The sequence below is a fragment of the Polyangium sorediatum genome (genome assembly GCF_029946465.1).
GTDB lineage: Bacteria > Myxococcota_A > Polyangia > Polyangiales > Polyangiaceae > Polyangium > Polyangium fumosum.
This window is the reverse complement of the sequence record NZ_JARZHI010000003.1, coordinates 220205-246494: the sequence shown is the minus strand read 5'-3', so window position 1 is coordinate 246494 and position 26290 is coordinate 220205. Positions and strand designations below refer to the sequence as shown.

Sequence of the window (26290 nt, the reverse complement as noted above, 5' to 3'; positions counted from 1 at the left end):
TCGCGCAGTGGTACTAGGCGCCAAGGTCCCGACCCGCCGCCGCGGCGCGCTCGTCGTCTTCCCGCGCGACCACGCTCTTCGGCTCCGTCGCACACGGAATCCACACCCGAAACGTCGTCCCTCGGCCGAGCGTGGACACGCACTCGATGCGGCCTTCGTGGGCGGTCACGATCCGACGCACCGTGGCGAGGCCGATCCCGGTGCCCGGCGCGCGTACGCCGGGGACGCGGTAGAACGGCTCGAAGATACGCTCCTTCGCGCCTTCGGGGATGCCGGGGCCCGTGTCCTCGACGGCGAGCTCGACGAAGCCACCGTCCGCCTCCGCGGCGTGGATCGCGACGCGCCGCTCCTCGCGGCCCGCGATGTACTTGAGCGCGTTGCCGAGCAGGTTGAGCACGACGACGTGCAGGAGCTCGGGCGCGCAGGCGACGCGCGTGTCCTCGACGTGGACCGTCACCTCGGCGTGCACCTCCGCGGCGGCGGGTGCGAGCTCCTCCGCGACCTGCGCCACGACCTCCCGCACCGACGCCATCTGGCTCGTGCCGTCCGGGCGGCTCGATCGCGAGAACGCGAGCAGGCCTTCGAGCACCGCGTTCGCTCGCGTCACCGATCGTTCGAGCGCCGCCGCGATCCGCTCCGTGGCTTCCTTGTCCTCCGCGCGCCTGAGCCGCGGCGGCACGAGCGCGATCGGCGTGAGCAGGTTGCGCAGATCGTGGGCGATGCGGCCGGCGAACGCGTCGAGATCCTCGTTCACCCGCGAGAGCCGCTCGACGGTCTCCGCGAGGTTCCGCCGCGCCTCCTCGGCCTCTGCGCGGGCGCGCTCCTCCCGCGCGAAGAGCGCGAGCTGCTCCTCGGCCGCGCGGTAGAGCCGGTGCATCGTGCGCGTGAGCAGCACGCCGAGGGCTGCGGCGAGCAGGACGGCGCCGCTCGCGACGATCACGACGAGCCTCGACGCGCGTGTCGCAGCGCTCCGCGCGCTGTCACGGGCCACTTCGAGGCGTGAGTCCACGAAGAGCTCGTAGTCGCCGATCGCCACTTCGAGCGCGCCGAGCTTCGGGATCACCTCGGCCGCGACCACGCGCCCCACGTCCTCGTGCGTGCCGCCCGCGCGATGCAGCGCGAATGCCCGCGCGAGCGCCTCCTGGTGCGCCTTCTGCGCGGTCGCGACGCGCTCGAGCCGCGCGCGCTCGGCCGGGTCCTCTGCGCGCGCGAGCAGCGCGCCGAGCCGCGCTTCGAATGCGCGCCGCGCGGCGTAGCTCTCTTCGAGCATCTCGGGATCTCCGGTGAGCAGGTAGGCCCGGCCTTGCGAGGATTTCTCCATCGCGCCGGCGCGCAGCCGCTCCACTTCGAGCAGCTCCGCGCCGTAGATCTCCTCCACGCGGTCCTGGCTCGCGATCACCGATTGCAGGGCGAAGCTCGCCACGCCGCCGATGACGAGCGCGGCGAGGATCGCGACGAGGTACGCCGCGCCGATCGTCTGTTCGAGCTTGCGCCGCGCCATCGCGCGTTCGGCTTCGTCTTCCCCCACGGAAGCGTTCGCGGCGGAGAGGGTCCTCCGCATCGGATCGAACTTCATGGTCCACCGCCGCGTGGGGCCCGTCGGGGCGTGGTGGACGATCCAAAAAGTCCTGGAAAGAAAGGCAAGCGCGGCGCCTTTGCAGGAGGCCGCGGGAAGAAGCTGTCCGGCAGCAACACGAGTCGCGCGGGGAGCAGGGCCCGTACCACCCGCGGGTGCGCGGCCCGTGCCCACGCCCTCGCGTCCGGGGCGGGGAAACACGCGGCGCGAGGGCGCTTTCGGCGCACATCGACGGGGAAAACGTCTATCGTGGTATTCGGGCTTTTTTAATCGGTGAGGTCGATCATGTCCGGACGAATGGGTGACGATCATGCAGCCGCGCGCAGGCGGGTGCTGCTCGGTCTCGGCGCGGCGCTTTCAGCCGCCGCCGTTGGTTGCGGCGGTGCGGGGGCGGCGACGGACGTCGCAGGCGGTGCGGGCGTCGGCGGTGCGGGGGGCGCGGGCGGCGCGGGCGGCGCGGGCGGAATGGGCGGCGCGGGCGGCGCGGGCGGCGGCGATCCGGGCGAAAGCTGCACGGATACGGGCGGCCTCACGCCCGAGGAGCTGCTCGCGCCGATCGACACGTTCGTGATCCTGATGATGGAGAATCGCTCGTTCGACCATTACCTCGGCAGCTTGCGCCTGGTCGAAGGCCGCGACGTGATCGGCCTCGACGGCACGGAAAAGAACCAGGCGCCGGACGGATCGTCGGTCCCCGTCTGGAAGCTCGACGATTTCACCCCCGAGGACCCGCCGCACAACTGGGACGCCGCGCACACGCAGTGGAATGGCGGCAAGAACGATGGGTTCGTCCTGGCGCATGCGGGATCGGCCCAGGCGGACGTGATGGGGTATCATATCCGGGAGCAGCTCCCGATCCTGTATGCGCTGGCCGACGCGCATGCCGTGTGCGAGCGGTGGTTTGCCTCGGTCATGGGACCGACCTGGCCGAACCGGTATTACCTGCACGGCGCGACGAGCAAAGGGCAAAAGGGGAACCTGCCCGTCTTCGGGTATGACAGCGTCTTCAAGTACCTCGACGAAGCCAAGGTGAGCCACAAGGTCTATTACCACGACATCGCGTGGTGCTCGGGCGCGTATTTGAAGACGAGCGGGCTCGCCAAGATCGAGAAGTTCTTCGAGGACGCGGCGGCGGGCACGTTACCGAACGTGGTCTTCCTCGACCCGCAGTTCTTTGGCGCGGGCGCGAACGACGACCACCCGGATCACGACATCCGGCTCGGGCAGGCGCTCCTCGCGAGCGTGTACACGGCGCTCGCCAAGAGCCCGCAATGGGGCCGGTGCATGTTCATCCTCACCTACGACGAGCACGGCGGGTTTTTCGACCACGTATCGCCGCCGACGACGGAGGACGACGAGGCCGACTTCCGGCAGCTCGGCTTCCGCGTGCCCTCCCTCGTGGCCGGCCCGTTCGCGCGGAAGGGGTGCGCGGTGGGCACGCCTTTCGAGCACGTCTCGGTGATTCGCACATTGTGCCGGAGGTTTGGTTTGCCGACGTGGAACAAGCGGATTGCTGCGGCGAACGATCTCTCGTCGTGTCTCCAGCCGGCGTATTTCGCGGACCCGCGGCCCCCGGTGGAGCTGCCGCCGGTGGACATCTCGATGGCGGAGCTTCTGGCGCGCCGCGAGAACACGGAGGCGCACGCGGAGCTGCGGGAGGTGCTCGATCGAGGGCTCGTTCCGGAGCACCTCGATCGGCGCGGGGAGGGGATGGAGATTGCGAAGCGGGTGATCGAGGCGGGCGCGAAGCTCGGGGTGGTGCGAATTCGGGATTGATCGAGGGCGTCAGCCGGGCGCGCCGGAGGCCTCTTCGGGCGCCTGGCTGCGATCGCCGCGCGGGCCGTAGAGGTGCGTCAGCTCGAAGGCGGCGGCGAGGGCGGGTTGTTTCGCCTCGCGGGCCGCCGCGCGCGCGGCTTTGCGGGCGGAGCGGGCGAGCGTGACGATGATTCCGTCGATCAGATCGAGCTGCTCGGTCGCGGCCACGGTGCTTTGCCCTTCGCGCTCCTTGGCGGCGGCGCGCAAGGTGCTCGCGGCTTTCCCGAGGCGCGCAATGGCGTCCGGGCCGCCGCGGTCGTGCACGACGGCCGCCACGCCTTGCTGGTTCAAGGCATCGCGCAGGGTGTCGAGCTGGATGGCGAGCTTTTCGGCGTCGTCCTGGGAAGCGCGTGTTTGATCGAGGGCGACCGCGACCCAATTGGCGGCCGCTTCGTCGCCCTTTTCTTCGAGCGCATTGCGGCCGGTGTGGAGGATGCTGCGCGCGGTCTCGCGGACGCTTTTCCCCTCCTTCATCGCGGCGACAAAACCCTTGTTGGTGAGCTTGCGTTGGCCTGCGACCTCGGCGCGCCCGACGCCGGCATCGATGAGGGAGCCGCGCGCGTCCGAGAGCCGGGCGCCGTCGGCGGCATTGAAGCCGTGGTGTTCGAGGGCGGGGGCGTACTTGTGGAGGGCTTCGAGGGTCTTGTTGGCCTGGTTCAGGGTATCGGTGGAGCCGAACTGCTTGCCGATGCGGAGGTACTCTTGCCTGGCTTTGGGAGCGATGGTGGCCGTGTCGAGCGGCATGGGGTGTCCTTTCCGTGAGAGGAAGGCGAGGCGTGATGTCGCGTGATGACGGTAACGCACCGGGGCGTCTCGGAAAGGACGAAACTGTGCTCTGGAGCGCTGGGGGGCGTCTCGAAGTTGACGGGAGGTGCCTCGAAGCGGGGCCGGGGCGTCTCGGAGGAGGTTCGGGGCGTCGAGGTACGGCGAGGGAGCGCCGATGTACGGGGAAGGGGGCGTCTCGGAGGAGGTTTCGGGCGTCCGTGTAAGGGGAAGGGGGCGTCTCGGAGGGGCTGCCGGGCGTCGAGGTACGGCGAGGGAGCGCCGATGTATGGGGACGGGGGTGTCTCGGAGGAGCTGGCGGGCGTCCGTGTAAGGGGAAGGGGGCGTCTTGGAGGAGCTGCCGGGCGGCGAGGTAGAGGTGGAGGGAGGCGAGGGGAGGACGGGGGCGTGTCAAGGCAGAAGGGACGGGCGGCGAGGTAGGGGGGCGGGGAGGGGCGGCGAGCCGAAAGCGGCGCAAGGTAGCGGTCGGGGGACGAACCGGGTAGGCTGGCGTCCACCATGACGACCAGCCCGCGGGTACGGCGGATCAAGGTGACGGGTCTGTTTGGGATCTTCGACCATGAGATTCCGCTCAATATGGATGAGCGGATCACGATCCTGCATGGGCCGAATGGGTATGGGAAGACAAAGATCCTTTGGATGCTGGATGGTCTACTCCGCGGTGAGTGGAGCCGCTTCGCGTCGGTCCCTTTCGATACTTTTAGGGTCGAGCTGGACAATGAGCATGTCCTCGGGGTTGAGCGCAAGCAGATCGCGAGTAGTGATGGCCCGCCCAGGATCCTGAAAGCACTGGCCGATATCGAATTCTTTCGTCAGGACGGACTTGGCAAGAAAACTCAGGTATTCTCTTGGGAGACTATCAAGGACCGGTATCGTGCCGAGGATGTAGAGGGGCGCGTATACAGAGATGAACTCCCCTCTGCGAGCGAGGAGGTAACGGAGTGGTTTCAAGAATGGCTAGCCAAAGCCTGCGGCGGGTTGGATTCAAGGCTCATTGAAACCCAAAGGCTCAACCACGAAGTATCCGTGTCAGACGAGATGTATAGGCCTCGGCTCGCGGTTAGGGCATATTCCAAAAATGTCGCGATGATTATTAAGTCGACACTTGCTGCGTATGCTAATTACGCTCAAGAACTCGACAGTACATTTCTCGATCGCTTGTTCCAGCCATCGATCACGGTGCTGCCCATGGAGCAAATCGAGAAGCGACTGCGTCGGCTTGAAGAAAAACGAGCGCGGCTCGGTAGGCTCGGTGTACTCGACCCCGAGCACGAGTTGCAAAAAAAATCGCCTCAGCTCGTAGAATCCAAGCTTGATGTCCTAACCGTGTATGTAGAGGATACGGAGAGCAAACTTGCGGTGCTTGAGGACCTGTCACAGCGGATAGAGCTTCTCACGGAGTGTATCAACAGACGCTTCGCTTACAAGCAAATGAGTGTCTCAAGGGAGCAAGGCTTCGTCTTTCACTCCCTGGTCAACGGCGCCTCCGTTCCCCTCGACAGCCTCTCCTCGGGCGAGCAGCATGAGATTGTCCTACTCTATAAATTGCTTTTTAATGTTGAACCGGGCTCGTTGGTTCTGATAGATGAGCCCGAGATCTCCCTCCATCTCGCCTGGCAAAACCAATTCCTCAGTGATGTCTCCCAGATGGTCGCGCTCGGTGGCTATGACGTTCTCGTCGCCACCCACTCCCCGGCCATCATCAACGATCGCTGGGACCTGACCGTCGAATTGAAGGGGCCGGAGCTGCCTGCCAAGGCTGCCGAATGAGCAACGCGATGCGCGATGCTATTGACGGTGCGTACATCGCCAACAGCATCCGGATGCTGCGCTCTCATCACCGCGGGTCCTTTCTCGTCGTGGAGGGGGAGAGCGACAAGCGGTTCTTCGACTGGTTCACCGACAAGGGCGCATGCAAGATCGTCGTGGCCTACGGGCGCGACAAGGCGCTCGCTGCGTTTCAGCGCTTGCAGACGCCACCCTTGGGCGGCGTGCTCTTCGTCCTCGACGCCGATTTTGACATCCTCGAAGGTCGAAGCCCTCCTTCCGTGAGCGTTGTTTTCACGGATACGCACGATCTGGAAACCATGCTCCTCGCCTCGCCGGCCTTCGAGAAGCTGCTTTTGCAGGTCACGAAAGAGGAAAAGGTCGACAAATTTCGAGAGCAGCACGGTGACCTGCGCGCGTGCCTCCTTCGATGCGGGAAAGAGCTCGGCTACCTGCTTTGGCTGTCCCGGAAGGACGGGCTCAATCTCAAGTTCGAGGGGCTCACATTGGGCGACTTCATCAACGAGAAGACGCTCGTTCTCAATCCGGCGGAGATGGTCAAGGCCGTCGCGAATCACTCGCAGCGCCTCGACCTCAAAGGCGAGGCGTTCCTCGCCCGGCTCAAGGCCATGCACGACGACGCCCACGATCCCTGGCATGTGTGCTGCGGGCACCACCTGACCGAGATCCTGGCGCTCGCCCTGCGCAAGGCGTGGGCGACGAACGACCGAGGCAAGCTCGATGGGTCGATGGTCGAGCGGATGCTGATGCTCGCTTACGACGAGGGGCTCTTCGCCACGACGCAGATCTACGCTTCCATCCGCACCTGGGAGTCGTTGCATCCCCCATTCATCGTGCTCCGCTGATCAAGGCACGATCGTCGCCGCCACATGCGTCACATTCGCCACCCCGGGCACCGCCGCCAGCGTCGCCTGCGCCCCATGGATCCGCGCATGTTTCAGCGTCCCGCCCGTCGTATACACGATCTCCGCGTCGGCCCCTGACAACCCCGGGAGCACGACCGGCATGGAGGACGGCGTCTGCGGCACCTCGATCGTCGTGGCCGCGCCCCACGCCCCGTCCTTTCCGCGCACGAAATAGATCCCGTCGTTCAGCACGCCGCGATACGCCACGACGAAATCCCCCGCGGTCGTCGCAGCCACCGCCGGGGAAAGCCCCGTCGTCGCCGTGCCCACGGTCTCCTCCGCAGACCACGTATTCTGCGGCGTGGTCAGCTTGACCATGCAGATCCGATTGTCGCCTTGCCGCACGTAGAAGATGCGCACGTCCTGATCCGCGTCGACGAGCACGAAGGGGCGCAGCCAGTTCGCGACGAGCGAGGTCGGGATCTGCGCCGAAGGCGTCCACGCGCTCCCGGGGCCGATCTTCGCGAGGTGATAAAGGTGCGCGTCGTCGCCCGCATACACCGCGTACACCCCCGCCGCGCCGTCGCTCGCGAGGGCCGTCGCGCTCGGGCCGAAGGCCTGGAATTGCACCATGCCCGCGGGCAAAGGGCCGAACGGGCCAAAGGCGCCGCCCTCGTGTTGCGCGAAGTAATGCTTGTTGTCCGTGCCGAGGAACGTCATCAGCGTGGCCACGCCGAGCGGGGAAGCCGCGGGCCCATCCTGCGCGAATCCGAAGCTGCCGACCTTTTGCACGGCCCCGAAGCCCCCGGCCTTCGTCCACGTCGCCCAGAAGAGCTCGTTGTTTTCGGCCGCATTCGCGCTCTGGCGCCGCAGGACCGCGACCACGCCCTCCGCGCGGGGCGCGAGCCCGGCCGCGGAGAACTGGAGGTTGATCGAGCCCGTGGCCCAGCCAGCGGCCGGATCGTAATGGGCTTCCCCCGCGCCCGGGCCCGCGAGCACGAGCATCGTACCCGTGGGATTCCCGCCGCCTGCGCCGCCCATTCCCCCGGCGCCGCCGCTGCCGCCTGCGCCGCCCGCGCCGCCCATACCACCCGCGCCAGCCATACCGCCCGCGCCGCCTGCGCCCATTCCACCAGAGCCGCCGCCTGCGCCGCCCGTGCCGCCCATTCCGCCTGCACCGCCACCTGCGCCGCCCGTGCCCATTCCGCCGCCTGCGCCGCCCGTGCCGGTGCTGCTCGCGGAGGACGACGAGGACGCGCTGCTCGCGGCGAGCGAGGCGCCTGCCCCGGACGTGAAATCAGGCAACTCGGAGCCTTGCGCGCAGCCGAAGAGGGGGACGAGCGCCGCGAGCGCGACGAAGCGGGGAAGCATGCGCCAGTTGTCGCTCGAATCCGCGCTGCGTCAAGATTTCGGATTCGAACCCGAGAGGCGGGGCCGTCCCGGTCATGCAATGGGAGAAGATTCCGCCGCGGCCACTTTCCCTTGACGGTCAAGGGGTTGACGCGGATATCGTCGCGCATGCGTATGACTTCCATTTTCCGTCACCTCGCCCCCGTTCTCCTCGTCGTGCCGCTCGCCGCGGCGCTTGGATGCAATGGCGCCGAGGCCCCGCCGAGCCGCGCCAAGGTGTATGGGCTCGGCGAGGCCGCCTCGGCGCTCACGGCGCCACGCTGGGACGTGGCCCCGCCCATGAACGTCGCCCGGAGCGGGCACACCGCGACGGGCTTGTCCGACGGCAAGGTCCTTTTGGCCGGCGGAGGGAGCGAGACGGCCGAGGTGTTCGACCCGGCCACGAATGCATGGACGCTCGTCGCGCCCATGGCCACGGCGCGCACGCGCCCGACGGCGACGCTGCTGCCGAGCGGGAAGGTGCTCGTGGCCGGCGGCAACACCGACGCCGTCGAGATCTTCGACCCCGTCGCGAATACCTGGACGCCCGCCGCGCCGCTGCTCGAGCCGCGCGAACGTCATACCGCGACGCTGCTGCCCGATGGCCGGATCCTCGTGGCCGGCGGCGAATTCGAAGGGTGGATGTTGAAGACGAGCGAGATCTACGATCCGGCCACGGATTCGTGGACCGCCGCGGCGTCGATGATATGGGAGCGCACCTCCCACACGGCGACGCTGCTGCCGAACGGCAAGGTCCTCGTGGTGGCCGGGATGGACGAAGGCGGCGACCCCCTCAACGCCGTGGAGCTCTACGATCCGGCCACGAACACGTGGGCCCCCGAGGGCGCGGTCGAGAATCGTTACAACCACACCGCGACGCTGCTCGGGAATGGCAAGGTGCTCGTCGCCGGCGGATACACCGATTACTTCGGGGAGGGCTTCCAGGCCCCGAACCGCAGCGCGGCGCTCTACGATCCGGCGAGTGGTGCCTGGTCGGCCGTGGCGCCGATGGGCGTCGTCCACGATCTGCACACGGCCACGCTGCTCGCCGATGGCCGGGTGCTCATCGCGGGCGGCGGCGCGACCGTGGAGGCGTACGATCCGGCGACCGGGACATGGTCGCTCGGCAAGTTCCTGCATACGAACCGGAGCGACCACACGGCGACGGCGCTCGCGGACGGGCGTGTGCTCGTGGCCGGCGGCGGGAGCACGAGCGTCGAGGTGCTCACGCTCGCCCCCCCGGGCGAGGCTTGCCTCTTCGCGGGCGAATGCGCGAGCGGCTTCTGCGTCGACGGCGTCTGCTGCAATGCCGCGTGTGACGCGGGCGCGTGCGACGCGTGCGCGGTGAGCGCGGGCGCGTCGGCGAATGGCACGTGCACGCCGCTGAGCGGCGCCGTGTGCGGGAGCGCCGACGGGTGCACGGCCAATGGCGTCTGCGAGGCGGGCGCGTGCGTCGGGGCGATGCCGGTCGGCTGCCAGTTCGGGTGGACGTCGGCCGGGAGCATGCCCGTGCCTCGGCAAGCAGGCACGTGGGCCGAGCTCGCGGACGGCCGCGTGCTCGTGGCCGGAGGATTCGACAACAACTGGAGCGATACGCTCTCCGCGCACCTCTACGATCCGGCGACGAACGCCTGGAGCGACGTCGCGCCGCTCTCGCAGGTGCGCCACAGCGCCGCGTCGATCCGGGTCTCGACCGGCGAGATCCTCGTCGTGGGCGGGGATGGGCCGTCGACGGCCGAGGTCTTCGATCCGGCGAGCCAGACGTGGACGCTCACCGGCTCCATGGTCGCGCACCACGATGTGAGCGCCGCGTTCGTGCGGCTTGCCGACGAGCGGATCCTCGTCGCGGGCGGCGGGACGGACGTCGCCGAGCTTTACGATCCGGCGACGAAAGCATGGGCCGCGACGGGCTCGCTCTCCGTTTCGCGCGGGGGGGCCTCGGCGGTGCTCTTGCAAAACGGGAAGGTGCTGGTGAGCGGCGGCGCGGGGGATCCGGCGACGGCGGAGCTCTACGATCCGGCCACGGGGACCTTTTCGCCGGCCGGGACGCTGACGTTCGCGCATGCCGGGCACCAGGCGACGCGGCTGCTCGACGGCCGCGTGCTCGTGGTGAGCGGCAATGGCGCCGATCGATATGACCCGGCCACGAATGCGTGGACGCCGACGCAGGCGTTGCTGATGCCGCCCGCCGAGTTCACGGCGACGCTGCTCGGCACGGGTCGGGTGCTGGTCACGGGCGCGCAGAACATCCCGCACGCGCAGGTCTACGATCCGGCGACGAACGACTGGACGGTGACCGGGCCTCTGGAGGTCGCGCGGCGACGTCACACGGCGACGTTGCTCGGAAATGGCCTGGTGCTCATCGCGGGCGGCACGGAATGGGGAGGCGGCAACCAGTGCGACCTCCGCAGCGCCGCGGTGTACAACCCCGCGACGAATGGCTGGTCGACGGTGGCGGCCATGGGCACGACCCGTCGTTACCCGTCCGCCGTGCAGCTCGATGGCAATCGTGTCCTGGTCTTCGGGGGGCTCCTCGGCAGTTGCTCGTCCGGCGATGGCGACCCCGAGGCCCACGGAAGCGCGGAGATTTACGAGGGCGGCGTCACCCCGGAGGGCAGCGGCGGAAGCGGAGGCGCGGGCGGCGTGGGTGGAATGGGCGGCGCGGGTGGCTCCGGCGGCGGCGCGGGTGGAATGGGCGGCGCGGGTGGTTCCGGCGGCGCAGGTGGTTCCGGCGGTATGGGTGGCGTGAGCGGCACCGGCGGCGCGGGCGGCGCCGGCGGCGACGAGGTGCCGGGAGGCGGCTGCCGCGCCGCAGCCGGATCCATGGAGAACAGCGGACGCGGACTCGCGGCTCTCGTGGCCCTGGGCGCCCTCTTCGGGCGCCGCCGCAAGCGCTGAAGCGCGAAGGAGGCCCCGCGATGTTCCGCTGCTGCGGGCCATCGCGGGGTCCCCGCGGGGGATTATCGGATGGTGAGCGCGAGCTTGTAATCGAACACGGCGATGGGATTGCCCGGCGTCGCCGAGAAGGGCGAGGCCTGCACGAGCAGGTAGTACGTGCCGCCCGCGAGGTTCTTCGCGAAGGCGTGCGGCGGCGTCGCGCCGAGGCCGTCGATCGCCGAGCAATACCCGCGACCGCCGTCGTCGTCCACGCCGAGCTCCAGGCCCGTCGCATCGAAGAGCGTCAGGTAGCTATCGATGGGATCGGCCCCGTTCGCGCACGACTCCGCGGCCGTGCCCTCGATGATCTCGGCCCGGAGCGACTTGCCCGCCGGGACCGTGATCTCGAAGTAATCGTCATCGTCGAAGGCCATGTGCAAGCCCGTGATAACGGAGTCCGAGCCCGTCATCCCATTCGCGTCGGCTTGCTGGTTGTTCGCCTCGATCTCGGCGCCATTGTCCGCGAGCACCTTCGCCCGCAGCAGGTACGAGGCGATGGTCCCGTCGTTGTTCGCCTCCTCGACGCCAACGTAATACGCGCCCGCGGCGAGGTTCATCGTGAGCGCCGAGCAGGAGCCTTCGCCGCTCACGTTGTCCGTTTCGAGGAGCACCCCGGCCGCATCGTAGAGCTTCAGCGTCGACGTGAAGCCGCAGCCGATGCCCGTGTCGTTCAACGTTTCGAGCACGAGCGCCGCGTCCGCCGCGAGCTCGATGCGGAAGAGGTCGACGTCGCCCGCCGCCGCGATCGAGCCCACCACGTTGGCGCTGCCCGTGAGCAGCAGGCCGGCGTCCGCCTGGGCCGTCGAGTTGTTCGGTTCGATCTCGCCCAGCACCTCCAGCGCGCACATGCCGGAGCAGCCGTCGCCGTCCATCAGGTTGCCGTCGTCGCAGGCCTCCGTGCCGTCGAGCAGGCCGTCGCCGCAGGTCGGGACGCGATCGCAGGTCGCCTCGCAGCCGGCGCCGCCGTCGCACTCCTCGCTGCCCTCGACCACGCCGTTGCCGCAGGTGGACTCGATGGCCATTTCGAGCAGGTAGCCCGGGATGACCGTGTTGTTCTCGAAGTCCTCGACCTTGACGAAATACGTGCCCGGGGCGAGGCGCCGCGCGCCCGCGTGCGTCTTGCCCGAGATGCGCGAGCAGATGTTGATGCCGCCGTCGTCCGCGTTCGCGAGCTCGGTCGTGCCGTCGGGGCCGTAGAGCGTGATCACGGTGTCGAGCGGCTGCGCGCACGAGCCGGGGCCGTTCGCGTCGTACGTTTCGAGGCGGACGTCCGAGGTCGCGGTCAGCGTGAAGCTGTGGAAGTCGATGTCGCTGCCCGGGTTGATCGCGCCGCTGACGATCGCGTACGGCGTGAAGGGGCCGCTCGCGGTCGCCGAGGTGTTGTTCGGCTCCGTCTCCGGCGTCGACTCCTTCATGCACGTAGCGTCGCAGCCGTCGCCGACCGTCGTGTTGCCGTCGTCGCAGGTCTCGGGCGCGTCGATCTTGCCGTCGCCGCAGACCGCGATGCGCTCGCAGATCATCGAGCAGCCCGCGCCGCCGTCGCACTCCTCGGCGCCCTCGACCTTGCCGTTGCCGCACGTCGCGTCGAGCGTGACGAGCAGGCGGTAGCCGGGGATCTCGTTGTTGTTGAGGAAGTCCTCGACGGAGACGAAATACGTGCCCGCCGGCAGGTGCCGGGCCGCGCTGTCGCCGGGCTTTTTCGAATCGATCTTGCCGCACGCGCCGAGGCCGCCGAGGTCACGCTCGAGCAGGACCGTGGTGCCGTTGGTGTCGTAGAGGCGGAGCAGCGTGTCGACGCCGACGCACGAGCCGGGGCCGTTCACGTCGAACGACTCGACCGTCAGATCACTCGTCTGGTCGAGCTTGATCGCGTAGAAGTCGACGTCCGTCGCCGGGCTGATCGCGCCCTGGTAGAGCACGGGCGGGGCGAAGCCGCCCGACGCCTGCGCGCTCGTCTCGTTCGGCTCGGTCTCCATGAGGATCGACGTCTCGCAGGTCGCGCTGCAGGTGTCGCCGTCCATCGTGTTGCCGTCGTCGCAGGTCTCGGGCGCGTCGACGAAGCCGTCGCCGCAGACCGGGACGCGGTCGCACGTCGCCGCGCAGCCGGCGCCGCCGTCGCACTCCTCGGCGCCGCTCACGGTGCCGTCGCCGCAGAGCGCGTCGTACGTCACGGCGAGCTTGTAGCCCGGGATGGTCTTGTCGTTGCCGGTCTCCTCGACCTTCACGTAGTACGTGCCCGCCGGGAGGTGCCGCAGCGCCGCGTTCGCCGTGCCGTCGAGGCGCGAGCACGCGTTCGTGCCGTTGTCGTCGTCCGAGGCGAGCACCGTGGTGCCGTCGCTCGCGTAGAGTGTGACGAGCGTGTCGATGTTCAGGCAGCTCGTGGGGCCGCTCGCGTCGTAGGTCTCGATGTGCAGATCAACCGTGGCGGGCACGGTGATCCGGTACCAATCGGCATCACTGCCGGGGTTGATCGCGCCCGAGATCAGGACGCCCGGCGAGAACGGGCCGTTCGCCGTGGGAGCGCCGTTGTTCGGCTCGGTCTCCGTGAAGGTGTCGACCACGCACGTCGAGCTGCAGCCGTCGAGGTCCTTCGTGTTGCCGTCGTCGCACGCCTCGGTGCCGGCCACGATGCCGTCGCCGCAGGTCGTGTTGCACGCGCTCGGCTGACCCGTGCAGGTCCAGCCGTTCTCCAGGACGCACGCACTGCAACCGTCCATGTCGGTCGCGTTGGCGTCGTCGCACGCCTCGGCGCCAACGACGATGCCGTCGCCGCATTCGCTGACGCACACGCTGGGCGCGCCCGCGCACATCCAGCCCGCTTCCTGCGCGCACATGGCGTCGCAGCCGTCGCCGGCCGTGGTGTTCGCGTCGTCGCATGCCTCGGCGCCGGTCAGGTCGCCGTCGCCACAGACGTCCATCGAGCCGCCCATGCCGCCTTGGCCGCCCATGCCGCCTTGGCCGCCCATGCCGCCGCCGCCTTGGCCGCCCATGCCGCCTTGGCCGCCTTGACCGCCCATGCCGCCCATGCCGCCGCCGCCTTGGCCGCCTTCGCCGCCGACGCCGCCTTCGCCGCCGACGCCGCCTTCACCCCCCATGCCGCCAGGGCCGCCGCCTTGGCCACCTTGACCGCCGGACCCGCCTTGTCCTTGCGGAATCTGGCTCCGATCGACCGCCGCGATCAGCTCGCAGCCCATGGATCCGAACGATCCAAGGCCGAGCACGAGCGCCATTCCAAAATGCCTCGTTAGCCTCGTCATGCGCGATTCTTCGCTCCCAATGGTTAGCGATGTCTCGCCCGACGCCTGCGCCGAGACGCATACCCGAGGGCCTCTGCAAGCGAAGAGCCCGGATACCTCAATGAATCAACGGGCCGGCGTCAAGCCTTCGTTGTCCATCTTCCCATCACGGGAGCGTCGCGAGGAACGAGCGCACGGCGGCGTCGAAGGCTTGAGGCGCATCCATGTTCACGCAGTGGTTCGCGTCTGCGATCACGACGTCGCCGCGACACGAGGGATCCCGCCGGGCCCACGCGGGCCCTTGTTTCGCGATCGATCCGGCGCGGCTCAGCGCCCCGCGCACGAGCAAGAACGGCTTCGGGATGCGGGCGTCCGGCTCGTCACGTATGCAGCCGAGGACCGCCATCATCACCTCGAGCGTCTCGTGCTTTTCGAGGCGCCTCATCGCCTCCAAGCAGTACACACGCACGCTCTCCAAGGCCGAGATCGAGCGCGCGCTCTGCTTGATCAAGGCGTCGTAGGGATAGAGCCGGAGCATTGCGGGCGTGAGCCGCACGCCGAGGCGCTCCATCCAGGAGAGCTCCGCCGTGTTGCACGCGCAATCCACGAGCACGAGCGCGCGCACGCGATCGGGATGCCTGCGGACGAGCTCCTGCGCGAGGTTCCCTCCCATGCTTTGCCCCACGTGCACCGCCTCTGGCGCGCCGATCGCGTCGAGCAGCGCGACCAGGTCGTCGATCACCGTCTCGACCGTGAAACGTGTCCCCATCGGTCGCGAGAGCCCGTGCCCGCGCACGTCCCAGAGGAGCACACGATGGTGCTCGGCGAGCGCCGCGGCGTTGTCGCGCCACATCCGATGATCGAGCCCCGCGCCGTGGGTGAGCACGACGAGCGGGCGCCCCGCGTCGCCGACGAGCCAATAGTGAAGCGGACAGCCTTCTCGCTCGAGGACACGCGGCTCCGGATCCACCCACGTCATCCCGTGCAAGGTAGAAGCTTCGCGCGGCGGCGAGGAGGCGCTTTCACCGGCGGCAGGGAATCTCCAGCGTGAACGTGACCCCGTGGCCGGGGCGATTGTCGACGATCACCCGCCCGCCGTGCGCCTCCGCCACGCTCTTCACGATCGCGAGCCCGAGCCCCGTGCCGTCGCGATCCGCGTCCGTCGTGAAGAACCTGTCGAAGATACGCGGCAGGATCGCAGGCGGCACGCCGGGGCCACGATCCTCCACGGAGATACGGATCACGGCCTCGGGCGGCCCTCCCTCGACGCGGAGCCGCACTGGCTCGCCGGGCGGCGAGAATCGCACCGCATTGTCGAGCAGGTTCCCGAGCGCCGTCTCGACGTCCGTGGGCCGGCAGAGCACGTCGCGCACGCGCGCCGCGTATTCGACGAGGACCGGCTGATCCGGACCCGACGCGCGCTCTTTCGCGGCGAGCGCGAGCGCCGCGAGGTCACACGCGCGCATCGGCTCGGCCGAGGCCTCGATGCGCGAGAGCTGGAGCAGGCGCGAGACCAGCCGATCGAGCCGCTCGACGTCGAGCTCGATGTTCCGCAAGAAACGCACGCGCGCCTCCGGATCGTCGTGCGCGCCTTCCCCGAGCAGTTCGGCCGCGCCGCGGATCGAGGTGAGCGGCGATTTGAACTCGTGCGCCACGTCCGCGGCGAACTCCGAGATGTACCGCATGCGCGTGTCGAGCCGCTCTTTCATCGCCGCGAACGACTCGCCGAGCTCGCGGATCTCGCCGCCGCCGCCGATCGGGACGACCACGTCCCGCTCGCCCGCCGCGATGCGCTTGGCCGCGCGCGAGAGGCGGCCGAGCGGGCGCGAGATGCTCCACGCGAGCACGAGCGTCACGAGGCCCGTGCCGAGGAGCGCGACGAGGAGCACACGCCCGAGGCCCGCGCGGATGCGGTAGAGCTCGAAGAGGACGGGCTGCGTCGATCGCGCCACGTACACGACGCCCGCCACCACGCCGCCCACGCGGATCGGCTCTGCGAGGAAGAGGATGACGCCCGGGTCGCGGTCGCGGATGCGCGTGCGTGTGGCCTTTTTGCCCGCGAGCGCCGAGCGCACCTCGAAGCGCTCCGCGAGCGCCGGCCACGCCTCGCCGGGCGCCGCGCGCATGTCGAGCACCCTCCGCACGTCCCGCGGGCGCGGCAGCATCAAGGGCGGCGGCGGCTCCGGCCCCTCGGGCGGGCCCTCGGCGTGCGAGTCCGCCATCACCTCGCCGTCCTTGTCCACGAGCCGGATCCGCGTCCGCGTCCGTTGCGCCGCCGTCGCGAGGATCTTCTCGTGCTCCGGGTCCCCGAGCGCGCGGCCCGCGGCGAGGTCTTGCTCGACGAACGATCGCACGAGGACGGCCTGGTTCGACATGTCGCGCTCGAGCGCGTCGAGCAGCTCCCGCTCGTGGATCCGCGCGAATTCGAGCCCGATCGCGGGCACGAAGAGCGCGAGCAGGTTCACCGCGAGCAGCCGCACCCGGATGCGGCCGAGCAGGACGAGCAGCCTACGCACCGGCGACCTTGTACCCGACGCCGTGCACCGTCGCGATCGGGTCCTCGCCGCCGGCCGCGCGGAACTTCGCGCGGATCCTGCGGACATGGGTGTCGATCGTGCGCTCGGTGATGAGGTTGTCGTAGCGGTAGGCGCGCGTCATGAGCTGGCTCCGCGAGAGCACGATGCCGGGGCGTTCGAGCAGCGCGCCGAGCAGGCCGAGCTCCGTCGCCGTGAGCGTCACGGGGGCGCCGTCGAGCCGCGCCTCGTGGCGCTCGACGTCGACCTCGATCCGGCCGTGCGTCAGCACCTTGCGTGCTGCCTCGCCCGGCGCTTCGAGCCTGCGGAACAAGGCCTTTACGCGCGCCACGAGCTCGCGCACGGAGAAGGGCTTCGTGAGGTAGTCGTCGCCGCCGAGGTCGAGCCCGAGCACGCGATCGATCTCGTCGCTGCGCGCGGACAGGAAGAGGATCGGCACGCGGCTCTCGGAGCGGATGTGGCGGCACGCGGAGAGGCCGTCGACCTCGGGGAGCATCACGTCGAGGATCACGAGGTCCACAGAGCCCTTCGCGACGGCCTCGATCGCCTCGCGGCCGTCGGTCACCACGGAGACCTCGTAGCCCTCCTTGTGCAGCGCGTACTGCAAAACCTCCCGGATGCGCGCCTCGTCGTCGACGACCAGGATGTGCTTGCTCACGTCTCGATCGGCTCCTCGGCCCGGAGGCTCTCTTCAGCTTCGAGGGCAGCGCCGAGGCCCTCGACCCGCGCCTGCACCTCCGAGACGATACCACCGATGTCCGCCGCGGAGGATCCGCTGAAGCGCGCCACTGTGACCTGCGTGCGCAGCGCCTCGGCGAGCGCACAGAGCTCCTCCAGGGCGCGCGTGTCCCGGTCGCGCAGCGAAGACAGACGGCGGACGTTGTCGAGGTCGAGCCGCGCCGTCGCGAGCGCGCGGCTCGATCCCGAGGCGCGCTCGAGCTCGCGCACGCGCGCCTCGGCCCGCGCCAGATCAAAGGCGTCTTTCCGGAGGAGCGCTTCGAGCTCTGCGTGCCGCTGCACGCGCCGCTCGACCTCCGCCTCGATCCGCGCCGCGGCCTCGGCCGGCAGCACGCTCGCGAGCGGCGTCCCCCGCGACGCCGCGACGGCCTCCCCGAGCGCCGTCTTCACCCGGGCGAGCGCGCTGCCTGCGGCGCCCTTCGGCGTGTCCACCGCGCGCTTCGCGGTCAGCGCGATCGGCGCCCAGAGCGGCCAGAGCGGCACGGCGAGCGCCGCCGACACCGCCGCGCGCGAGCCTCCTGCGGGGGACGATCGGTAGATCGCGACCGCGCAGCAAATCCCCGCGACGAGGTAGAGCACCGACAGGTCCCGCAGGCTCATTGCCCTCCCTCCTCCTCGTTGTCCTCCTCCAGCACCTCGCGCGACCGCGTGCGTTGGTTGCGCTCCCACGCATCGGACGCGGGCGCAGGCGGCGCGTCGATCCGATACGGCCGGTCGCTGTAGATCGCGGCCGACGTCAGGCTCGTCAGCACGGCTTCGGCAAAACTGCCCTCGCGCTCCCGCAGGAACGGGATGTTCGTCGCGCGCGGCCGCACCAGGTACGGACGCAGGATCCATGCGGTTTGTCCGCCGACCGCGAAGAACACGCCGATGAACGCGATCGCCGTCGTGATGCGCCCTTTCCCATCGCCGAGGCCGCGCACGAGCAAGGACAGCGCCGCGAACCCGGCCACGGCGTACGCGCACGACGCCACGATCGCCGCCGTGTGGTAGCCCATGCCGAGGTCGAGCATGAGCCAGAGCGCGGGCGCGAACGCGAGCAGCACGAGCGACGAGCGCCCCGCCGACGCGAGCGCGAGCGCCACGATCGAGCGCATTGGCCAGGGCCGGCCGAGCACCGCGGCGAGCGCGTGGAACGCCGGCACCGAGAGCGCGAGCGTCGCGAGCACGGCGAGCGGCACCTTCGCGGCGCCGTAGAAGATCTGCGCGCCGCCGCGGAAGCTCCCGAGCACGCCGCCGAACGCAGCGGCGCCGAGCGCGATGGAGGCGAGCGAGGTCGCGGCGATGGCGCGCACCTCCGGGTCGTCGTCGCGGCAAGCGCGGGCGATGTCTCCGGGCGCGCGGAGCAAGCGGGCGAGGACGGTGGCGCTCACGGGGCACCTCCGAAGATCGGCAGCGTGCTCCACCAGACCCGCGCCGACAGCGCCGTCGCGAAGATCGCGAAGCCGGCGAGCGCGAACCCGCTCATCGTCCGCACGCCCGCGGAGGCGCGCCCGAGCGGCGTCCCGATCGCCCCGAGGAACGCGCGCAGACCGAAGGCCCCGGCGAGGATCAGGCCGAGCCCCGCGGAGAACGCAGCGCCGATGCGCGAGCTCGACGTCGTCACGAAGAGCGCCATCGCGGGCGCGAGACCGCCGAGCACGAGGCCCGTCGTCGCCGCCCCGCGCGCCGCGGCCTTCACCGCGGCCGGCGGATCGATCGGCGCATCGAAGAGCGTGAGCACGATGAAGAGCGCGGGCACGCCGAGCCCTGCGACGGCGAGCGGCGCGAGCGGCACGGCGGCCGCGTGCTTCAGGATCGAAAGACCGCCGTCCCGCGTCCCGATCGAGAGCCCATAGAGCGCCGACAGCGCGAGCGCCGTGGCAAACCTCTGCGCGTCGTCGCGCAGCGCGCCCGGGGCGCCTTCCGGCCCGCCGCCGAGCAGCGACTTCGCGAACGACGGCGCGCCCTCGTCTGCGGGCATGGGCGGCGCGACGCGCGTCTCTTCGGGCGGATCCGGGGGCGTGACTTCCTGGGGTTCGGGCGGGGCGTCGCCCGCGAGGGCATCGACGTACGAGGCGTGGGCTTGCATCTTTCCTCCGGTGCTCGCGGCCGTGGCCGCGCCAGACCTCGCTTTCGTATCCCGCCGGTTTGGCGCTCCTCTGCCTTCCTCGCGGAAGACTCGTGGAATGAATGCGGCGAAATTGTGGCAAGGTGGATCAACGAGGATCCACCCCTGCTCCGCCGTTCCGTTGTATCGGCTTCGGCTTCGCTGCTAGAAGGGGAGCCATGCACGTTCTCGTCATCGGCGGGACGCGGTTCGTCGGGCCGCTCCTCGTGCACCGGCTGCTCGCGGGGGGGCACCAGGTGACCTTGTTCAATCGCGGGACCCTGCCGGATCCGTTCGGCGCGCGGATCGAGCGGCTCCAGGGCGATCGGACGACGGCGGATCTGTCGCGGCTCATGCAAAACCGCCACTTCGACGCGGCGGTCGACTTCGCGGCCTACCGCTGGGAGGACACGCGCAGCGCGGTGGAGGCGCTCGGCGGCCGCGTGGGGCACTACGTCTTCATCAGCACGGGCCAGGTCTACCTCGTGCGCGAGGGCGCCCCGCGGCCTTCACGCGAGATCGATTATGACGGCCCCGTGATACCTCGCCCCACGGACGAGGACGAGCTCGCGAACTGGGAGTACGGCACGGGCAAACGCGACTGCGAGGACGCGCTCGTGGAAGCCTTCGAGAAATCGCGATTCCCTTCCACGCGGGTCCGTATCCCCATCGTGAACGGCGAGCGCGACCATTATCGCCGGCTCGACCGTTACCTCCTCCGCCTCGTCGACGGCGGCCCGGTCATCGTCCCGGATGGCGGGACGCTCCCGGTTCGTCACGTTTATGCGGGCGAGGTCGCCCGGTTCCTCGTGGAAATCCTCGGCCGCGAGCCGACGTTCGGCAAAGCGTACAACGTCTGCCAAAAGGAGACGCCCTCCCTCCTGGAGCTGCTCGCGATGCTGCAAGGAATGCTCGGATCCCGGGCCAAGCTCGCGCCCGTCGCGTCCGCGGACGTCCTCGCCGCGGGCCTCGACCTCCGCGCCGTCTCGCCGTTCAGCAGCAAATGGATGTCGATGCTGGATCCCTCGAAGGCCGAGGCCGAGCTCGGCTTCCGCCACGAGCCGCTCGCCACGTCCCTCGGCAAGATCGTCGCGAGCTTCCTCGCGTACGGGTATGCGACGCCGCCGGACGGATATGAGCACCGGCCGAGGGAGATCGAGCTCGCCGAGCGCTGGCTCAAGGAGCGGGCGACGGTGCGGCCTCCGCCCACGATGCGCTTCGAGTAGCCCGCCTCCGCGCGGAAACGCAGCATCTGCGCCGCCACGCAAGGCGCGCGCCTCCCCAGCCCGTTCGCTCCGCCCTCCCGCCGAAATACAGGCATTCGTGGAGATGGCATGGCCCTTGCCGAGGGTTTGGCGCAAAAGCCACCTGCACCGGGAGAGCGATGATGCAACGTACGATGAAGGCCGCGGTCGTTCGGGCGCTTGGACAGCCGCTTGCCATCGAGGAGGTCCCCGTCCCCGCGCCGAGCGCCGGCGAGGTCCTCGTTCGAATCGTGGCGAGCGGGGTTTGCCATACCGACCTCCACGCAGCGAACGGCGATTGGCCGGTCAAACCCGCGCTCCCGTTCATCCCCGGCCACGAGGGCGTCGGGTACGTCGCCGCGCTCGGCGCCGGCGTCACTACGCTCAAAGAGGGCGACCGCGTCGGCGTCCCCTGGCTCCACAACGCCTGCGGCGCTTGCGATTCTTGCATCACCGGCTGGGAGACTTTGTGCCCGTCGCAGAAAAACACGGGCTATTCGGTCAACGGCGGCCACGCCGAATACGCCGTCGCGTCTGCGGCGTACGTGGGACGGATTCCGGACGCGCTCAGCTTCGTCGAGGCGGCGCCGATCCTCTGCGCCGGCGTGACCAGCTACAAGGGCCTCAAGGAGACGGAGGCGCGCCCGGGGCAATGGGTCGTCATCTCGGGCATCGGCGGCCTCGGGCACCTCGCGATTCCTTATGCGAGAGCGATGGGCCTACGCGTCGTGGCCGTGGACGTGGGCGCGGACAAACTCGAGCTCGCCCGCGAGCTCGGCGCCGAGCTGGTCGTCGACGCCCTCCACGCCGACCCGGCGGCCGAGGTGCAGCGGCACATCGGCGGCGCGCACGGGGCGCTCGTCACGGCGGTCTCGCCGGGCGCCTTCCGCCAGGCCCTCGGGACCCTTCGTTCCGGCGGGTCGTGTGTGCTCGTCGGCCTGCCGCCCGGCGATTTCCCGACGCCGATCTTCGACGTCGTGCTCAAGCGCCTGACGCTTCGTGGATCGATCGTGGGCACCCGCATGGACCTGAAGGAAGCGCTGGAGATTGCCGCGCACAACGGGATCAAACCCACCACCGAGGTCCAGCCGCTCGAGGCGATCAACCGTGTTTTCGCGCGGATGAATGAAGGAGCGATCCACGGGCGTGTGGTGCTCGCCCTTCGTGAGGATGAAAAGAAGTTGGTCAGCGCTGCGCCGTGAGGGTGGTGCGACAGAAGACCGCACGTTCGCCGGACTGCGACGGCGGGCAAACGCGTGTCTTCTGCGGCCCGCCTGCGGGGATCGTGGCCTTCGCCGCCCCGCGCTCGCGCCGCTGGGCCGGCGTCTCCGGCTCGATACGATCGCCGCGGTCGACCTTCGCGTCCTGCGTTCCTCCCGTGCCGTTGCCCATTCCGTTGAACCAGTTCGAGGGGACCGTGCTCGGATCGAGCGCCGGGTAGAACATGGCCGCCGGCACGTCATTCGCGTCGGGGTGGTCCACTTTGTACGCCTCGGCGGGTTCGCCGGGAGGAACCGCGTGCTCCGTGTCGTTCCGCACCGGCCCCATCGTGCCCTCGTCGTAACGCCCGTTCACTTCGCGCTCGCCGCCTCGCTCGTCCGCGACCGCCTCTCCCGGCACGGCGGTCACGAGCAGCAGCGTCTGCGCGCGCGGGAGGTGCTCCTCGCTCGACGGCGCGTCGTACGAATTCTGCGGCCCGAGCAGCGCGGCCCCGCCGAGAAGCAGCACGTGCGCGGCCAGAGAAAAGCCGTGGCAGAGCGCGGGGACGACAGACTTCACAGAGGGGAGGGCGGGGCTCATGTCCATGTGTCGTGGTCCTGGGGCAGCGGCTCCTCACGGACAGCGCCGCGCGCTCCAAGTTCCCGGCATTCTTGCGGCCCCCCCACGATCCAGGCATCCTGCCGATCCTGTTCATGCGCGTGTCCACCTTCGCCCTCGCCCTCGCCGTGCCCGCCCTGCTCCTCGCCTGCGGCGCTCGCAGCGATCCCACGGAATTCGATCTCGGGAGCGGGGGCGACGGCGGCGTGGGCGGCGCGGGCGGCGGTCCTCCCGTCTGCACCGTCGAGCTCTGCAACGGCGTCGACGACGATTGCGACGGCGTGATCGACGAGGAGAGCCAGAACGCGGGCGCCGATTGCATCACGGACCTGCCGGGCATTTGCAAGGACGGCACCGTGGTCTGCACCGGAGGCGCCCTCGCGTGCGCACCAGACCTGGACCCGAAGCCGGAGATCTGCGGAAACGGCATCGACGAGGATTGCAACGGCATCATCGACGACGCCTGCGCCAAGGGCAACGGCTGCAGCGACGATACACGCGAGGTGTTCGTCGACGAGCAGCAATTTCCGCACTTCGCCGCTTGTTCGGGCGGATGGAGCGTCCCAGGCCTGGGTTCCCTCCCGCAATGCAATCACCTCGCCGGCGACACGAGCCCGAATCCGAGCGGTGACGGCTGCAGCGCGGCCGATCTCTGCTCGCCAGGCTTCCACATCTGCAAGGGCTCGGACGACGTCGCCTCGCGCTCGCCTGGGGGCTGCTCCGGCGTGGGCTTCCCGCCGAACGTCTTTTTCGCCACGCGGCAGGGCTCGACTGGCTGCGGCATCTGCACGCTCGGCACCCTGGAGGATCCCGACATCTGCAATGGCTGTAGCTGTGGCGGGGACTGCGCGACCACCGAGCTCACGGCGAACGACCTCTTCGGCTGCGGTACGCTCGGCGAGTTCCACGACAACTGCGGCGTCCTGAACGTCACCTCGAACAACGGTTGCGGCGCGCTGTTCTGGCCGTGGCAATGCGGGGATGGGGATCTCTGCGCCGAGGCGCACAACGTCACGAAGCCCGGCCCCGAGGGCGGCGGCGTGCTCTGCTGCGCGGATTGAGCAGGGCGGTGGGCCTTGACGTCCGCGCGCCGTCCGCGTTTCATGATCCCATGCCGTCGGGTGGGCCGAGGCTCTGCGTGCTCCACATCTCGGACCTGCATTTCTGCGCGACCGAGGCGCGCGGCCACTACTGGAACACCGAGGCCACCGAGCTCGCCGTCGCGCCCCACAACCGCCGCGGGCTGCTCGGCAGCCTGCTCTACGACCTCCGCAACGAGGGCCTCACGCCCGATCTCGTCGTCGTCTCCGGCGATCTGCTCGACCGCGGCAACGAGACCGGCGTCGAGCCCGTCGTCGTGTTCCTGAAGGCCCTCGCCGAGGGCCTCGGCCTGTCGGTCTCGCGGCTCGTGATCGCCCCGGGAAACCACGACGTCCTGCGCGGAGGTGAGCCCGCGGGCCGGTACGTCCTGTACGACCGCATCCGCGCCGCGCTCTACGGCGACACGCGCCCGGCCTTCGCGGACGGCACGCCGCCGCACAAGCGCGTCGAGCACCACGTCTTCGAGGACCTCGACGTCGAGGTCGTCGCGTTCAACTCCTGCGAGGAGCTCGAAGCGAGCGCGCAGAAGGAGCACGGGTCGGTGGGCGTTGGCCAGCGCGACCACGCGGACGGGCTCCTCCGGCGCACGCGGACCAAGGGCCACTTCCGGATCGCGGTCGTCCACCACCACCTGGAGAGCCCGGCGGGCGTCGGGCGCACCGATTACAGCGTGATGACCGACGCGGGCGGCATGCGGCGCTGGCTCGCGCGCGAGCGATTCCAGCTCGCGCTCCACGGCCACCAGCATGTCGATTGGCACGACGTACGCGAGCTCGACGGCTGGTTCCTCGCCATCGCCGCGGCAGCGAGCGCGGGCGTCGCCGAGTATGGCCGCAAGGAATGGGCGCTTCCCATTGCCTACCAGATCCTCGTCGTCGAGGGCCCGACGCGCGGGCGCCGCATTCGCCGCGAATACGATCCGCAAACCATGGAATGGGCCGACGCGGGCCGTGGCGAGGACACCCAGGCCCTCCGGTTCGGCCCTGCGGACGCGGCCGTCTCCTCGGGCCCCGCGCGGGCAGGGCAAGAAGCCAAGGCCCCTCCCCCGGAGGAAGCGGCCCCGCCGAGCCTCACGCGCAAGGGCCGCATCGCCGTCAAGATCCAGCACCTCGAGCGCGCGATCGACTCGCACCGCAGCACGCTCCGTGTGCAGCTCGTGAGCCTCGGCGCCGCCGTCTTCCTCGCCGTCGCGCTCGCGGCCTACCTCTTCCGCATGTTGCCGCCGGTCCTCTCGGTCTCGGGCGGCTTCGCGCTCCTCTTCGCGGGCTCGATTGGGCTGCCGATGCGCCTTGCGTCGTATCGCGATGCGATCGACAGGCTTCATTTTTTGAAAGACGGCTATCAGCGTTGCGCGTCGCACCGCGACGACGAGCTCGTGCGGGTGCTCGACGAGCGATTCCAACGGCTCATTTGAAGGGCGAGCCATGAGCATGGACGAAAAAGACAAGTTGGAAGCGGAGCTCTCGGCGCTCGAACATCGCGCGCGCTCGCGGCGCCAGCGGAGCATGCTCGTGACGCTCGTCCCGGTCCTTCTGACGGCGCTCATCGTCGTGTACTTCGCGATCGACATCGCCCAGAAGAACGTGGAGCTTTACGACACGCGCAAGGCCAGGGAAGAGCTCGACCAGAGGCTCAGCGAGGGGCAGGCCAAGCTCGACGAGGTCGAGAAATCTCGAAAGAAGCTCGAAGAGGAGACCCGCCGTCTCGAGGATCGCAAAAATGACCTCGAAGCATACCTGCGCAACCAGCGGGGGGAATTGCACCCCTCCGCCACCGCTGGGGCAACAGCGGGGGCGCCACGCACCACCGATACCCCCGAGAGCGTCGTGCTGGCCGAGGAGGGCAAGGTCCCCGAGGGATTGCGTCCGACGCCGCGCGTGAGGGTGGCGCAGCGCCCCGGCGTGCGCGGCAGTTTCGTGTTCGACGTCCTCCTCTCGCTCGACGTGCCCGAGGTGCAGAAGGAGATGATCAAGCGCGTCGTGTACGATCTGAACCCGGTCTTTTACATCGCGAAGAGCGAGCTCGTCGGCGGCAACGCGCCGTCGTTCGAGGCTGCGGTCACGGTCAACGCCTGCAAATCGACCGTCGTCGTGAAGATCGAGCTTCGCGACGGCTCCCGCATGGAGCTCGATCTCGATTGGTGCCGGGCCGAGGGATGGCCGCAGAAAAGAGCGGAAAAACAGGTCGTCGAGAAGCAGAGCCCGAAGGAAGTCGAACGGTTGCTCGGCACGGCCTCGCCGCCGCAGCACGCGACCCCGCCGGCCCAGCGCATCGTCAATGATCCGTACGTCGACGATCCGTACCGGTAGGACCTGTCCGGGTCCTCTCCACTTGCTCCACGATTTCGATTTTAGCCGTTCTTCCCGCCAGACGATCGACGCGTCCACGACGAAATCG

Annotated in this window: 20 protein-coding genes; 9 read left to right on the top strand and 11 right to left on the bottom strand. The window is 69.5% G+C overall.

Annotated elements, in window-relative coordinates; genetic code table 11:
• Positions 1-13: 13 nt before the first annotated feature.
• Entirely contained in the window at positions 14-1576 is a 1563-nt protein-coding gene (locus QHF89_RS05220; RefSeq protein ID WP_284720088.1) for a sensor histidine kinase, read from the bottom strand.
• A gap of 285 nt (positions 1577-1861) precedes the next feature.
• Between QHF89_RS05220 and QHF89_RS05215 the strand changes: the two genes are divergently transcribed.
• Complete coding sequence (locus QHF89_RS05215; protein WP_284720087.1) at positions 1862-3352, top strand: alkaline phosphatase family protein; 1491 nt, start codon at positions 1862-1864, stop codon at positions 3350-3352.
• A gap of 9 nt (positions 3353-3361) precedes the next feature.
• On the opposite strand, the gene QHF89_RS05210 is transcribed toward QHF89_RS05215, so the two are convergent.
• Positions 3362-4135, bottom strand: coding sequence for a hypothetical protein (locus QHF89_RS05210; protein ID WP_136967216.1), 774 nt, complete (start codon positions 4133-4135; stop codon positions 3362-3364).
• A gap of 537 nt (positions 4136-4672) precedes the next feature.
• On the opposite strand from QHF89_RS05210, the gene QHF89_RS05205 reads away from it, so the two are divergent.
• Positions 4673-5944 (top strand): AAA family ATPase, encoded by a 1272-nt coding sequence (locus QHF89_RS05205; RefSeq protein WP_136967217.1) that lies wholly within the window; start codon positions 4673-4675, stop codon positions 5942-5944.
• Positions 5945-5952: 8 nt separating this feature from the next.
• Positions 5953-6807 carry a DUF4435 domain-containing protein gene (locus tag QHF89_RS05200; RefSeq protein ID WP_284720086.1) on the top strand — a complete coding sequence of 285 codons (855 nt, stop codon included), beginning with the start codon at positions 5953-5955 and terminating at the stop codon, positions 6805-6807.
• Here the strand turns inward: QHF89_RS05200 and QHF89_RS05195 are convergent, their stop codons facing one another.
• Positions 6808-8178 carry a hypothetical protein gene (locus QHF89_RS05195; RefSeq protein WP_284720085.1) on the bottom strand — a complete coding sequence of 457 codons (1371 nt, stop codon included), beginning with the start codon at positions 8176-8178 and terminating at the stop codon, positions 6808-6810.
• A gap of 147 nt (positions 8179-8325) precedes the next feature.
• Between QHF89_RS05195 and QHF89_RS05190 the strand changes: the two genes are divergently transcribed.
• Positions 8326-11094, top strand: a complete 2769-nt coding sequence (locus QHF89_RS05190; RefSeq protein ID WP_284720084.1) for a Kelch repeat-containing protein — start codon at positions 8326-8328, stop codon at positions 11092-11094.
• Positions 11095-11156: 62 nt separating this feature from the next.
• On the opposite strand, the gene QHF89_RS05185 is transcribed toward QHF89_RS05190, so the two are convergent.
• The 7 genes from QHF89_RS05185 to QHF89_RS05155 all read right to left on the bottom strand — a co-directional run bounded on the left by QHF89_RS05185 (position 11157) and on the right by QHF89_RS05155 (position 19712).
• Positions 11157-14390, bottom strand: a complete 3234-nt coding sequence (locus QHF89_RS05185) for a DVUA0089 family protein (RefSeq protein WP_284720083.1) — start codon at positions 14388-14390, stop codon at positions 11157-11159.
• A 145-nt stretch (positions 14391-14535) separates the two neighbouring features.
• Entirely contained in the window at positions 14536-15348 is an 813-nt protein-coding gene (locus QHF89_RS05180; protein ID WP_136967219.1) for an alpha/beta fold hydrolase, read from the bottom strand.
• 43 nt (positions 15349-15391) lie between these two features.
• Positions 15392-16885 (bottom strand): ATP-binding protein, encoded by a 1494-nt coding sequence (locus tag QHF89_RS05175; RefSeq protein WP_284720082.1) that lies wholly within the window; start codon positions 16883-16885, stop codon positions 15392-15394.
• The gene (locus QHF89_RS05170; protein ID WP_136967221.1) at positions 16878-17561 is read right to left on the bottom strand and encodes a response regulator transcription factor; all 684 of its coding nucleotides are present in this window, start codon (positions 17559-17561) and stop codon (positions 16878-16880) included. Before QHF89_RS05170 ends, QHF89_RS05175 begins: the two co-directional genes overlap by 8 nt.
• Positions 17558-18241 carry a hypothetical protein gene (locus tag QHF89_RS05165; protein ID WP_136967222.1) on the bottom strand — a complete coding sequence of 228 codons (684 nt, stop codon included), beginning with the start codon at positions 18239-18241 and terminating at the stop codon, positions 17558-17560. The genes QHF89_RS05170 and QHF89_RS05165 overlap by 4 nt, the downstream gene beginning before the upstream one ends.
• Positions 18238-19014: a hypothetical protein gene (locus QHF89_RS05160; RefSeq protein ID WP_136967223.1), complete on the bottom strand. Its 777-nt coding sequence runs from the start codon at positions 19012-19014 to the stop codon at positions 18238-18240. The genes QHF89_RS05165 and QHF89_RS05160 overlap by 4 nt, the downstream gene beginning before the upstream one ends.
• Positions 19011-19712, bottom strand: a complete 702-nt coding sequence (locus QHF89_RS05155) for a hypothetical protein (RefSeq protein WP_284720081.1) — start codon at positions 19710-19712, stop codon at positions 19011-19013. Before QHF89_RS05155 ends, QHF89_RS05160 begins: the two co-directional genes overlap by 4 nt.
• A gap of 197 nt (positions 19713-19909) precedes the next feature.
• Between QHF89_RS05155 and QHF89_RS05150 the strand changes: the two genes are divergently transcribed.
• Positions 19910-20956 carry an NAD-dependent epimerase/dehydratase family protein gene (locus tag QHF89_RS05150; RefSeq protein ID WP_136967226.1) on the top strand — a complete coding sequence of 349 codons (1047 nt, stop codon included), beginning with the start codon at positions 19910-19912 and terminating at the stop codon, positions 20954-20956.
• A 161-nt stretch (positions 20957-21117) separates the two neighbouring features.
• On the top strand, positions 21118-22176 hold the full coding sequence (gene adhP, locus QHF89_RS05145) for an alcohol dehydrogenase AdhP (RefSeq protein WP_136967394.1): 1059 nt from the start codon (positions 21118-21120) through the stop codon (positions 22174-22176).
• Here adhP and QHF89_RS05140 read toward each other — a convergent pair.
• Positions 22160-22753 (bottom strand): hypothetical protein, encoded by a 594-nt coding sequence (locus QHF89_RS05140; RefSeq protein WP_136967227.1) that lies wholly within the window; start codon positions 22751-22753, stop codon positions 22160-22162. The genes adhP and QHF89_RS05140 overlap by 17 nt on opposite strands.
• Before the next feature lie 32 nt (positions 22754-22785).
• On the opposite strand from QHF89_RS05140, the gene QHF89_RS05135 reads away from it, so the two are divergent.
• The 3 genes from QHF89_RS05135 to QHF89_RS05125 all read left to right on the top strand — a co-directional run bounded on the left by QHF89_RS05135 (position 22786) and on the right by QHF89_RS05125 (position 26202).
• Entirely contained in the window at positions 22786-23853 is a 1068-nt protein-coding gene (locus tag QHF89_RS05135; protein WP_136967228.1) for a MopE-related protein, read from the top strand.
• Between the two features lie 77 nt (positions 23854-23930).
• The gene (locus QHF89_RS05130) at positions 23931-25307 is read left to right on the top strand and encodes a metallophosphoesterase family protein (RefSeq protein ID WP_284720079.1); all 1377 of its coding nucleotides are present in this window, start codon (positions 23931-23933) and stop codon (positions 25305-25307) included.
• Between the two features lie 10 nt (positions 25308-25317).
• Positions 25318-26202: a hypothetical protein gene (locus QHF89_RS05125; protein WP_136967230.1), complete on the top strand. Its 885-nt coding sequence runs from the start codon at positions 25318-25320 to the stop codon at positions 26200-26202.
• The last annotated feature ends 88 nt before the right edge of the window (positions 26203-26290 follow it).

Excerpts from the sequence above, each read along its gene's own strand:
- QHF89_RS05220 (WP_284720088.1), bottom strand. The coding sequence starts at position 1,576 with ATGAAGTTCGATCCGATGCGGAGGACCCTCTCCGCCGCGAACGCTTCC.
- QHF89_RS05215 (WP_284720087.1), top strand. The coding sequence starts at position 1,862 with ATGTCCGGACGAATGGGTGACGATCATGCAGCCGCGCGCAGGCGGGTG.
- QHF89_RS05210 (WP_136967216.1), bottom strand. The coding sequence starts at position 4,135 with ATGCCGCTCGACACGGCCACCATCGCTCCCAAAGCCAGGCAAGAGTAC.
- QHF89_RS05205 (WP_136967217.1), top strand. The coding sequence starts at position 4,673 with ATGACGACCAGCCCGCGGGTACGGCGGATCAAGGTGACGGGTCTGTTT.
- QHF89_RS05200 (WP_284720086.1), top strand. The coding sequence starts at position 5,953 with ATGCGCGATGCTATTGACGGTGCGTACATCGCCAACAGCATCCGGATG.
- QHF89_RS05195 (WP_284720085.1), bottom strand. The coding sequence starts at position 8,178 with ATGCTTCCCCGCTTCGTCGCGCTCGCGGCGCTCGTCCCCCTCTTCGGC.
- QHF89_RS05190 (WP_284720084.1), top strand. The coding sequence starts at position 8,326 with ATGCGTATGACTTCCATTTTCCGTCACCTCGCCCCCGTTCTCCTCGTC.
- QHF89_RS05185 (WP_284720083.1), bottom strand. The coding sequence starts at position 14,390 with ATGACGAGGCTAACGAGGCATTTTGGAATGGCGCTCGTGCTCGGCCTT.
- QHF89_RS05180 (WP_136967219.1), bottom strand. The coding sequence starts at position 15,348 with ATGACGTGGGTGGATCCGGAGCCGCGTGTCCTCGAGCGAGAAGGCTGT.
- QHF89_RS05165 (WP_136967222.1), bottom strand. The coding sequence starts at position 18,241 with ATGAGCCTGCGGGACCTGTCGGTGCTCTACCTCGTCGCGGGGATTTGC.
- QHF89_RS05155 (WP_284720081.1), bottom strand. The coding sequence starts at position 19,712 with ATGCAAGCCCACGCCTCGTACGTCGATGCCCTCGCGGGCGACGCCCCG.
- QHF89_RS05150 (WP_136967226.1), top strand. The coding sequence starts at position 19,910 with ATGCACGTTCTCGTCATCGGCGGGACGCGGTTCGTCGGGCCGCTCCTC.
- adhP (WP_136967394.1), top strand. The coding sequence starts at position 21,118 with ATGCAACGTACGATGAAGGCCGCGGTCGTTCGGGCGCTTGGACAGCCG.
- QHF89_RS05125 (WP_136967230.1), top strand. The coding sequence starts at position 25,318 with ATGAGCATGGACGAAAAAGACAAGTTGGAAGCGGAGCTCTCGGCGCTC.